The organism is Desulfomicrobium macestii (genome assembly GCF_014873765.1).
In the GTDB taxonomy this organism is placed as follows: Bacteria; Desulfobacterota; Desulfovibrionia; order Desulfovibrionales; family Desulfomicrobiaceae; genus Desulfomicrobium; species Desulfomicrobium macestii.
Genome location: NZ_JADBGG010000061.1, coordinates 1 through 10,156, shown reverse-complemented (window position 1 = coordinate 10,156; position 10,156 = coordinate 1). Strand labels below are relative to the sequence as shown.

At 48.7% G+C, this 10,156-nt stretch carries 9 protein-coding genes and 1 pseudogene; all 10 read right to left on the bottom strand.

Annotated elements, in window-relative coordinates:
• Positions 1 to 82 precede the first annotated feature (82 nt).
• The 10 genes and pseudogenes from H4684_RS19890 to H4684_RS19850 all read right to left on the bottom strand — a co-directional run bounded on the left by H4684_RS19890 (position 83) and on the right by H4684_RS19850 (position 9,987).
• Complete coding sequence (locus H4684_RS19890) at positions 83 to 1,075, bottom strand: O-antigen ligase family protein (protein ID WP_192625092.1); 993 nt, start codon at positions 1,073 to 1,075, stop codon at positions 83 to 85.
• 5 nt (positions 1,076 to 1,080) lie between these two features.
• On the bottom strand, positions 1,081 to 2,130 hold the full coding sequence (locus tag H4684_RS19885; protein ID WP_192625091.1) for a polysialyltransferase family glycosyltransferase: 1,050 nt from the start codon (positions 2,128 to 2,130) through the stop codon (positions 1,081 to 1,083).
• Between the two features lie 77 nt (positions 2,131 to 2,207).
• Positions 2,208 to 2,583: pseudogene (locus tag H4684_RS20875) on the bottom strand (IS5/IS1182 family transposase); the annotation flags it as partial.
• 52 nt (positions 2,584 to 2,635) lie between these two features.
• The gene (gene pseI, locus H4684_RS19880; protein WP_092192413.1) at positions 2,636 to 3,691 is read right to left on the bottom strand and encodes a pseudaminic acid synthase; all 1,056 of its coding nucleotides are present in this window, start codon (positions 3,689 to 3,691) and stop codon (positions 2,636 to 2,638) included.
• Positions 3,688 to 5,883, bottom strand: coding sequence for a UDP-2,4-diacetamido-2,4,6-trideoxy-beta-L-altropyranose hydrolase (pseG, locus tag H4684_RS19875; RefSeq protein ID WP_192625090.1), 2,196 nt, complete (start codon positions 5,881 to 5,883; stop codon positions 3,688 to 3,690). The genes pseI and pseG overlap by 4 nt, the downstream gene beginning before the upstream one ends.
• The gene (pseF, locus tag H4684_RS19870) at positions 5,883 to 6,584 is read right to left on the bottom strand and encodes a pseudaminic acid cytidylyltransferase (protein ID WP_192625089.1); all 702 of its coding nucleotides are present in this window, start codon (positions 6,582 to 6,584) and stop codon (positions 5,883 to 5,885) included. Before pseF ends, pseG begins: the two co-directional genes overlap by 1 nt.
• Positions 6,581 to 7,741 carry a UDP-4-amino-4,6-dideoxy-N-acetyl-beta-L-altrosamine transaminase gene (gene pseC / locus H4684_RS19865; protein ID WP_192625088.1) on the bottom strand — a complete coding sequence of 387 codons (1,161 nt, stop codon included), beginning with the start codon at positions 7,739 to 7,741 and terminating at the stop codon, positions 6,581 to 6,583. Before pseC ends, pseF begins: the two co-directional genes overlap by 4 nt.
• Positions 7,742 to 7,743: 2 nt before the next feature.
• Complete coding sequence (gene pseB / locus H4684_RS19860) at positions 7,744 to 8,742, bottom strand: UDP-N-acetylglucosamine 4,6-dehydratase (inverting) (RefSeq protein ID WP_192625087.1); 999 nt, start codon at positions 8,740 to 8,742, stop codon at positions 7,744 to 7,746.
• A 35-nt stretch (positions 8,743 to 8,777) separates the two neighbouring features.
• On the bottom strand, positions 8,778 to 9,560 hold the full coding sequence (locus H4684_RS19855) for a lipopolysaccharide biosynthesis protein (RefSeq protein ID WP_192625086.1): 783 nt from the start codon (positions 9,558 to 9,560) through the stop codon (positions 8,778 to 8,780).
• Between the two features lie 76 nt (positions 9,561 to 9,636).
• On the bottom strand, positions 9,637 to 9,987 hold the full coding sequence (locus H4684_RS19850; protein WP_192625085.1) for a hypothetical protein: 351 nt from the start codon (positions 9,985 to 9,987) through the stop codon (positions 9,637 to 9,639).
• Between the last annotated feature and the right edge of the window lie 169 nt (positions 9,988 to 10,156).

Here is a 10,156-nt window from a genome sequence, read left to right as displayed (position 1 = left end):
TGAAAATTTTCAGGTCGAAAGTCGCCTGGATTTTCGAAAAATATGGTTGAGATTTCGAGCCAACAACGTTGGCAACACTTATTCACGGATTCAGGATAATATACAAAAAAGATCCAATAATTCCCCCTTCCACCAGCAACCAGATGATTTCAAAGTGTGGAGCCATGTTGAGTATGCCGGTATTATCATAAAACCAAACAGGGAATCTCCCTCCTCCAACTCCAAGAATAAGATCAGTTGCCGTCAATCGATCACCTACTATATTTAAAATGAAATCTCGATTGAGAAAAGATGAGTCACTACCATAGTCAAGCAGTAATTGTATACGCCGACCAACATCTGTGCTGCCAAGAAAGATGTCAAAAAAAATGGCAGTCGCTACGCAAATGACTATGCAAACAACAATTTTCCACCCAATGTCGCGAGTTGACATCCACCACATGGCGAAAAGTGCGAACAAATTTCCTGCTGCAACTGATCTCGTTCCGGTAGCAAAATTCAATGCACAGAGAGTTAAAGCAGCAATCATAAATAACTTTTGCCTCTTTGCTATCCAAATCCACGCTAAGCTTATAGAGCAGCAATAGACTGCGCTAGCAAAACCGATGGGGCTTCCTACTGAGCCACCAATTCGTGCTGCCTGATTGATGTGTAGGGAGCGTTCCAAGATGAGATCGCCAAATCCTGCAACTATAAAGAAAAAAGAAAGTGTGACAACTAGCGTGGGAAAATGCTGCCGAGCAACGGGTTGAGCAAAGTAACTCATCGCCAGAAGGTAGAATAGCCATCTGCTAATGGCTCCAGCGAACTCCAGCCCGTCAGACAGCATTATTCCAACAATGCCCATGTAAATGAATGGTGTTGCAATTATTAAAGTTTTTTTTGGGATTATAATTGAGCGTAAAAATATAAGGCGACATAAAACTATGCATATTAATGAAATTGTAATTAGACTTCTTGTACTATCATTTTGTTCTAGATGGTAATAATTAAGGCTTGTGTAAGTGTATCCAGATAGTCCAATATAAGATCCCAATAAGATAACAAATGTTCGCTCTAGACTAAATTTTTTCACGCCAGTCACCTTTCCGAAAGTGGCGTTGTGTGTCGTTCAATAAACCGTCGCAGCCATGCTTCGGGAAATATTTTTTCCTGTATTTGCTTAGGTAATATTTTGTGAATCGTGTATGAAGTAATTCCAAACACCGCATTTCCAATAATCAATAGTCCGGAATTATATCCTATAATAGCATCAGGCTCTATGGCTCGAATAAGAATTTCTCCAGGAATTTCATCTCCAATTACGTGAATTCCAACTTTTCGATAGAGCTTGTCATTTCTTTCAAGGGGGTGACGTTTTAAGATTAGCGTGCCGCCTCGCGAATTAACTTCTTTTAAAATTATGTGTAGCAATTGGAGCAATTCGCTAGACGATACGCCATAAAGTTCTACTAATGGTGATCCTATTAGTATGAAGACTTTTTGAAATTGCTGTTTTGTAATCCATGTGCGTAGTTTTATTATTTCTTTGTGGTAGAATTTTTCAGCGAGAAAAATGACAACCGCATCAACGTGTTCTTGATTTTCTCCAGTAAGGATTTTCCAATTCATAGACACAAATAAGGGTAGCGAAAAAAAACACCTTCCAAGATATTTTAGCACTGGATAATGCTTTTTCTCCCGTCGTCCAGCTCGCAAATGATGAAATAATCCGCCATATGTTCCAATACCTTCTTCAATAGTAATGGTTTTGCATTGTATTATTTCTCGAAATGTTAAATTATTGAGTGTGAAAAAATTAAAATAGGTATGATGAGCTACGCAGTATTTATTTTTTCGGAATAGTAATTTAGCAATTAATAAAAATATAAATTTAATTAATGATTCAATAAATGATTTAAAATTAAATTTTTTTATCTTTGAGAGGGTAATTGATATAGATAAGTCTCTGTATTTAAAGGTTCCTTTTCCTATTGCATATTTTTTATTCAAATTTGGCAACATGTGTAACTGCACTGATGCGCTTGATTTGCAAAGAGCGCTGGCAGCAGACAACGCAGCAATAATGTGAAATGGAGAAATAAGATCGCACGCCACGAATTTTTCAATGGATTGACCACCTTTATCCAAGATCCCCCCCCCCCTCATAATCTGAACAAAGCGGCTTTAGTAATTTGTTGGTCCCGAAACACTGTTCAAATGTCACGCTAGGTACTGGTCTGTGCAGGCTGAACATTGAGTCGAAGTATGTGCCCAAGGAGTTTGATGCACAAAAAGCGCATAGTTCGGATGAACTTCCGCAAATTGATCGCAGTATAAGCCATGTGCAGGTTCATGTAGGCACTGAATTGGCTTTTGAGGTAATTGCGCTGCATCCTGTTCTCGTTCTTGAGATGGCCGATAATCGGCTCGATGGTTGCGTGGCTTCGGAATCGCTCTAGCGTGCCGTTTGCTAGAAGCTGTTTTTGTTTGCCTGCTTGGATCGGGGATTTCGATACTGGTTACGCCAATCTTGCGCTTCCCACGGTAACCAAGGTGGCAAATCGCCATGTTCGGCCTTCGCTCCACAATGATTTCGACTTGAAACCTGAAATACAGTATTTTCGAGTATCTTTCGATTAATTTCGACATGTTGTTATTTTTGGGGCTGACTAATCAAATCCCATGATGTTGCAGTTCCTTTTTGGATCTGAGTATTTGTTTTTCGCCCTATAAGGTGATCAAAAAATTTAGGGGCCAGCCCCATCCCCGGCCGAATTCGTCGGATATCGTCCCGCGAGATCACTGCGCCCGCAGGGAGATCGTTTACAAAGTAAACAGAGCGTCGAAATATCATCGATTCTTCTTCAGCTTCCTTCCGCTTGTATCCCACCTCGCCCAAAGCGCTCCAAGCGTCTTTGGCATCAACGCAAAGCCGTTCCATCTCATGTGGTTCGAGTGAGAACTCGCTGTCAGGCCCTTTGTCCTGCCTGTTCAGGGTAAAATGCTTTTCAATCACGCATGCTCCCAGAGCTACGGCCGTTACCGCGGCAGTTGTTCCCATCGTATGGTCGGATAGTCCACTTATTACGCCAAATCTTCGCGTAAGTTCAGGGATCTGGCGCAGGTTCGCCTGCTCGATCGGAGCCGGGTAGCTGCTGATGCAGTGGAGCAGGATCACATCCTTGCATCCGGCTTCGTGTGCAGTAGTGATCGCCTCCTCAATTTCTTCTTCGCTGGCCATGCCGGTCGAAATGATCATGGGCTTACCAGTGCTGGCGGCATAGCTGATAAGCGGAAGATCTACGATTTCGAAGGACGCGATTTTGTACGCAGGGGTGCCGAGGTCTTCCAGAAGATCCACGGCTGTTTCGTCAAAAGGAGTGGAAAAAATGGTTATGCCGAGCTTCCTGGCATGATTGAATATCTCCTGGTGCCATTCATACGGGGTTTCGGCCCATTTATAGAGATCGTACAGCTTGAAACCGTCCCAGAGTCCTCCCTTGATGAGGAAATCCGGAGCGTCGCAGTCGATGGTCAGGGTGTCCGCAGTGTACGTCTGGAGCTTGATGGCGTCAGCACCGCACCGATGTGCGGCTTCGATGGTTTGAAGCGCCCGCTCCAGCGAACCGTTGTGGTTGGCTGACAGTTCGGCGATGATATAGGGCTCATGGCCGGGGCCGATGGCACGGCCGTTGATCATGACTGTCATGAATCCTTTCCTCTGCTGGATGGTCGTCTGCATATTTTCAGGATAAATTCCTGGCCCTTGTGTCTGAAGAACGCGGGATAGTCCTCGTTGTCGACGATGCGCAGGTGATTGAATTGTTCAGCAAGAGTCTTGGCGGGATCCAATTCGCTGTCTGTGGCCCGGCGGCGGGGGTATGAGCTGCTTTTGCCGGTCTGCTCCCTTGCCTCATGGAGAATTTCAGGATGCCTGGAGACGAATGACCGGGCAAGTTCGATCGTCGCATCGGCGATCAACTCTCTCCAGTCGTCGATGAGTTCCGTGCCATGGAGGGGAATCCATTTCTGAAGATAGATTGGACCGGCATCGACGGCGTCAACCGCCTCAAGCAGGGTGACCGGGATGCGCTCTGCGCCTTCCATGATAAGCCAGCTTGCCGGAGACCAGCCGCGTCCTTTAGGGAGGTCGCTGGCATGTACAACGATATTGTTGCTGTAACGCGAGCGAGTCTTGGCGTCGACGATCCGGCCGTAGCTCAGATAGAAACACAGATCGCCGCCGGGCAGAGTAGATGCGTCATGCGACCAACTGACGGAATGCCCTTCGGCCAGCCAACCCACGATCAGCGTAGGGACAGAGGCGTTGATCCAACTGCCTCGATCCGTGCATACGGCAATTTCCAATCGTTTTTGCTTCGCAGCGTTCGTGTATTGGCCCTGCCTATTCGCAACACTCACTGGAGACATGCTGGAATTCTGCGTGTCTGAAAAAATCAAGACTCCTGTCGCATTCTCTCTCAATACACGCAGTGCTTCTTCCAGGATCATCTCATCTCTTATGAAGCTTCCAAGGTGAGGCGCATGCAATATCCTGATGGACCATGACGTCTCCTGGCGTGAAAAATAAATCAGGGATACGGGAATTTTGCTTGAAGTTTCGACGATGAAAACATGATACGTATCGATGTCTCGCAAATGTTTTCGGAAATTATTTGTAATCTCTATTGAATGATGAATATTTTGTATTGAGGTATGTGAGCATGTTGACAAAAAATTGGACCAGCGAAGCACATTGATTTCGTCATCCATTGTTGCAGGACGTGCGCGTAAAGAATTTTTATCGCCTACAACGAGAAGACTGCCGACCCTTGACGTTCCTTTGCCGTCAACGGCATGGCCGCATCGCTCGGACCAGCCGCTCTCCAATCCATTTTTCATGAGACTTTTAAGAGCTTCGGCCATGCCGTGCTCATCGACTTCATTCTTGTGGCCAAGCCACTGGATAAATCTTTGCTTATGCAGTTCGGCCGCAATAGGCCTCTGGTTTTCGGCAAGAGTGATGACTATGCTTGGCAACCCTAGGCTGCATCTTTCCCATGATGTAGCCCCGCCTGCACCGACAGCGAAATCGGCCTTGGCCATCAGGTGCTCGAGGCTTGGAAGGCGTTCATGCAGGCGGATTCGACCATCTCTGGTCGCCAATTTCCACAGTGATTCGGCGTGGGGGCTTGCGGAATTGATTACCACGTCCATGGAAACGTCTTCGGTTTTGAGCGTCCCAAAAGCGGAAATGACCATTCCCGTCAGATTGTCGGTATCGGCACCCCCGAAATAGACAAGGATGCGGTGGATCGGGCCTTCCCGGGGAGGAACCCGGTCATGCAGTTCGGAGTACAGGGGTTGCAGCAAGGCATATTCAGGGCCGAGCAGCAATGCGCAATTTTCGGGAACGTTGCCGCGATAGCGGTCCTGCCAGCCTTCGACCAGATTTTGATCCAGCAGCAGGTCGCAATCATGGTTACGATCGGCCAGGTCGTCTATGACCATCAGCCTGCGGCAGGCCGGCCGTAACTTCCGCTCCCATCTTTCATCGATCGCATAGTGGTCGATCACAAGCCAATCGGCGGTTACATCTCCTATAGCCTTGCGAGTCTGCGTAGCGTCTGTGCGCCAATCCGCGCCAAGCCATGCCGCATGGGGCGGCAAATTAAGCTCAAGCCCCAAGTCCTGCGCTACATCCACCGCAGGAAGACCGAGGGCGGTAAAGCCACGTTCGGAGATCAAATCAATCAAGTTTCCAGGGTGTTCGCGGCAGATGAACGTACTTTCGCATCCGCGATCACGCAGGGCCTCCGCGAGCGTCAGACAGCGCATGACATGCCCTGTCCCGATTTTCAGCGATGCATCGACGCGAAAGGCGATTTTTCTCGGATTCATCACGATTCCTCACGCTGGCGCAGTGTCGTGAACATCAATTCCGCCCGCCGCCAATCCTCGACGGTGTCAATGTCCTGAACCCGATGGCGTGGCAGGATGACAGGGATGGCGTTGGAATTGAATATCGGCCGTCCTTCGAGCCAGGCTTCCGCCCGGCCCCAATAAAACTGGCCGGCATCGTGGTAGCTTTCTTCCAGGTCTTGAGAGCGAGTGTTGAAGTGCTCGGAATGAAACATTTCGACCCTTCCGTTTTTTTTGATGCGGACAGCGCGTTGGATCGGGAAGGGGAAGCTGGTTACGGAAAATACGTAGTCGCACCCCTGGTGAAGCAGGGCTTCAAGGCCCTGGTGCAGGTCCGCCGGGCGAACGAAGGGGGCGGTTGCATATACACAGCAGACTTCTTCCGGTTTCTCAGTCGTATGCTTCAGATGCCAGTCTATCGCGTGCGCAATGACAGGAATTGTTCCCGTGTGGTCATCAGACAGCGCTTTCGGACGGACGAAGGGCGCTTTGGCCCCCCATTGCAAGGAAATTTCGGCTATCTCGGCATCGTCAGTTGAAACGATGATCCGGTCGAAACATCCGCTCTCCCGTGCCGCTTCGATGGCCCAGGCAATCATGGGCCTGCCACAGAATTCCCTGATGTTCTTTCGGGGAATGCGCTTGCTGCCTCCCCGTGCAGGAATCACCGCCAGCTTCATTGTTGCACCGCCTTGCGAAGCGCTTCCACGACGGCGTCCTGCTGGGCTTCGGTCATGCCGTGGAACATGGGAAGGCTGATGGCTTCGGCATAATAGCGCTCGGCCTGGGGGAAATCTCCGGGCTCAAAACCCAAGTTACGGTAGAAGGGCTGGGTATGAACAGGAATGTAATGCACATTCACGCCGATGCCCTGGTCGCGCAGACTCTCGAAGACGTGGAGTTGGCGCCTTCCTGTCTGGGCTGGGTCCAGGCGAATCACATACAGATGGAGACCTGAATACGAGTCCGGGTGCTGCCAGGGCGTGACCACGGGAAGCTCTGCAAGCATTTCATCATAACGGCGGGCCAGGGCATGGCGACGCGCCACGAATTCATCCAGTCTTTTCATCTGGCTGACGCCGAGGGCCGCCTGCAGTTCGGTCATGCGGTAATTGAAGCCAAGATCAATCTGCTGGTAGTACCAGGGGCCGTCAGGTTCGTGCGTCATCAGGCCCGAATCGCGGGTGATGCCGTGACTACGCAACAGGGACATCCGTTCCGCCAGGCGGGCGTCGTTCGTCGTCGCCATGCCGCCTTCTGCGGTGGTGATGATCTTGACGGGGTGGAAGCTGAAAATAGTTATGTCGCTGTAGCGACAATTGCCGATGAATTCGCCTCGAAATTTTCCGCCGATCGCATGGGACGCGTCTTCAATGATCTTGAATCCGTAGCGTTCGCCTAAGGCATGGATGGCGGTCATGTTGCAAGGCTGTCCGCAGAGATGAACAGGGATCACGATTTTGGGCAGGCGGCCTTCGCGTTCGGCCTGTTCGAGCTTTCTCGCCAGGGCATTGGGGCAGAGGTTGTACGTGCGCGGATCGATGTCGACGAAGTCTACCTTGGCGCCGCAGTACGGGCCGCAATTCGCCGAAGCAACGAACGTTATCGGGCTTGTCCAAAGCCAGTCACCGGGTCCAAGTCCAAGCGCCAGGCAGGCTGTGTGCAGAGCCGATGTGGCGCTGTTGACCGCAACCGCGTGCTCGGCCCCCACATGGTTGGCAACAGTCTGCTCGAAACGTGGAACCATCGGGCCCTGCGTAAGAAAATCCGAACGCAGGACATCAACGACCGCGTCAATATCCGCCTGGGTTATTTCCTGGCGACCGTATGGGATCATGATCAGATGTTTCCTATCTTGTCACTGTTGCTATCTATCCATGCCTCCAGTTCACCCGGGGCCATCCACTCCGCATTGTTGTTGCTGGTGTAGCTGAAGCCTTCAGGAACTTTCTTTCCGTCCTTGATCCGCTTGCTGCAGCTCGCCCAGCCGTTGATGGCGGGAAGGATTTTGTAATGCTCTGGATATTCGTAAGTGTAGTAGGAGTCATCTTCCCCGATCATCTGTTCGTGCAGCTTTTCTCCGGGGCGGATGCCGATGAATTCGAGTTTGGCGTTGGGAGCGATGGTCAAGGCGAGATCTGTGACCTTCATGGAAGGGATTTTTTTGACATAGATTTCTCCGCCCTGCATGTCTTCGAAAGCATGCCAGACGAGCTCGACGCCCTGCTCAAGAGAAATCATGAACCGTGTCATGCGCTCGTCGGTAATAGGCAGCACGCCCTTGTTCTTGATGGAAAGGAAGAAAGGAATGACCGAACCTCTTGAGCCCATGACATTGCCATAGCGGACCACGGCGAATCTCGTCGTTTTGCTTCCGGAATAGGAGTTCCCGGCTACAAAGAGCTTGTCCGAAGCTAGTTTGGTGGCGCCGTAAAGGTTCACAGGGCTGCTGGCCTTGTCCGTCGAAAGGGCGACTACCCGTTTGACTCCTTTGTCGATGCAGGCATCTATGAGGTTCGTGGCGCCGTTGATGTTCGTTTTAACGCATTCGAAGGGGTTGTATTCGGCCGTTGGTACTATCTTAGTGGCGGCAGCGTGGACCACGTAGTCAACGCCATCAAGCGCCCGGTACAGACGTTCTCGATCCCTGACGTCGCCTATGAAAAATCGAACTCGTGAATCATCCTGGAATTTTTTTGCCATGTCCCACTGTTTCATTTCATCGCGAGACAATATTATGATTTTTTTAGGATTAAATTTGCTTAATGTCATGGGCACAAAGGCATTTCCAAAAGATCCAGTTCCGCCAGTCACCAGAATAGTTGATTCTTTGAGCATGTTTTAACCTTGTTCTTAGTGAATTGATCCCGTTGTCATGCTGCGAATGTACTGTTTCGTTTTAGCATGATGTATTTAAATATAAGGAGGGATAAAAATGTGAAAGTAAGTGACATTGGAATTGATGTCGTGTCGTAAAATTTTGATAATGCAACTGTTACAATAAAAAAAATTGGTAGTGAAAAAATATGTCCTACTATAATGCTTGTATCTTCACGTAATGCATAAAGACCGTAGTGCGGAATCATGCTGACAGCTGATATCGCTGTGGCGAAAATTGTCCAAAAAAGTAGTGATAAGTGTTGAGAGTACACATCTCTCTTGATCCAATGTATAATTGGACCTGTTAATATTATAGCTGATGCAGAAAGTGTTAATGTCAATAAAATGGTCTGAATGCCCATGCGTCGCAATTGATCTTTGAATCTTTTTGCATCCTTTCTTCCGACAGCAGCTATCAATTCTGGATAGGTGAACGAAAAAACCGCCGCATCAAGAAAACTCATGATGGCGTTGGCGATTCCGGCAAAAAAAACATACGCTGCAAGAACTTCAAGACCGCTTATAGCCTCGACCCAATATCGATCAAAAGTGTAAAGAGCTCGTAGTGAAAGTGTAGCCAGTAAAAAGGGGAAAGCCACTTTGATCCCTTTTTTGATCCACTTCCAATCGATAGGCAGCTGTAGGGAACTCAAGTCCACGTTGCGTAATCGGATAAAGCCCAGGAAGCATGCGCCGGATACGCCTAGTGTCCATGCAGCGAGGACAAACGAGAGATGCCTCTGCTCTGGAATAATCCATAATATGACTGCCGTCATGATTGCCCAGCATCCCTGCCGTATAAACAGGATAACGCTGGCCCAGAGAGGTTCTGAGATTGCTACAAGTAGTCTGTTAAGTTCCTGGGCGAGATGCTCCAGCGCCAACAAAGGGAAAAACCAAAAAACTCGCTGGGATCAATATTGTGTATGTGATTGTATAGAAAATACCTTGGTCACGGAGCATTGCCGCCCATTTTTTTTTATCTGTAACAATAAGTTCCCGAGTAGAGTATGTATAAAAGTCGAACCCTAAAGCCATCAGGCAGTAAAAAATGGTTGCACTGAAAAGTCCGTAAAGCCCTACCTCCAGAGGCTCGAGAAATTTGGCCAAAACAAAGAGGAGGGCGAATTTACTGACAAGAGTGGTGCCACGAAGCACGAGATTGAGAAGTCGCTCCAAAACTTCGCGTTCTCTATTTGTCACAGAGTGCGTTCATCATATTGATTTTTACGTTCATCCAGTGATAATTCATTGCATTTATCGGTTGTCATGTGGTTATATTACTCCGAGCCCTAAACAGTTAACATTTTAGGCTGCGTATCGAACATGTTGTCCGTGGAAATACTTCTGAACAATCGAGGGCCTTCTCTGG

Excerpts from the sequence above, each read along its gene's own strand:
- pseI (WP_092192413.1), bottom strand. The coding sequence starts at position 3,691 with ATGACAGTCATGATCAACGGCCGTGCCATCGGCCCCGGCCATGAGCCC.
- pseG (WP_192625090.1), bottom strand. The coding sequence starts at position 5,883 with ATGAATCCGAGAAAAATCGCCTTTCGCGTCGATGCATCGCTGAAAATC.
- pseF (WP_192625089.1), bottom strand. The coding sequence starts at position 6,584 with ATGAAGCTGGCGGTGATTCCTGCACGGGGAGGCAGCAAGCGCATTCCC.
- pseC (WP_192625088.1), bottom strand. The coding sequence starts at position 7,741 with ATGATCCCATACGGTCGCCAGGAAATAACCCAGGCGGATATTGACGCG.
- pseB (WP_192625087.1), bottom strand. The coding sequence starts at position 8,742 with ATGCTCAAAGAATCAACTATTCTGGTGACTGGCGGAACTGGATCTTTT.
- H4684_RS19855 (WP_192625086.1), bottom strand. The coding sequence starts at position 9,560 with ATGACGGCAGTCATATTATGGATTATTCCAGAGCAGAGGCATCTCTCG.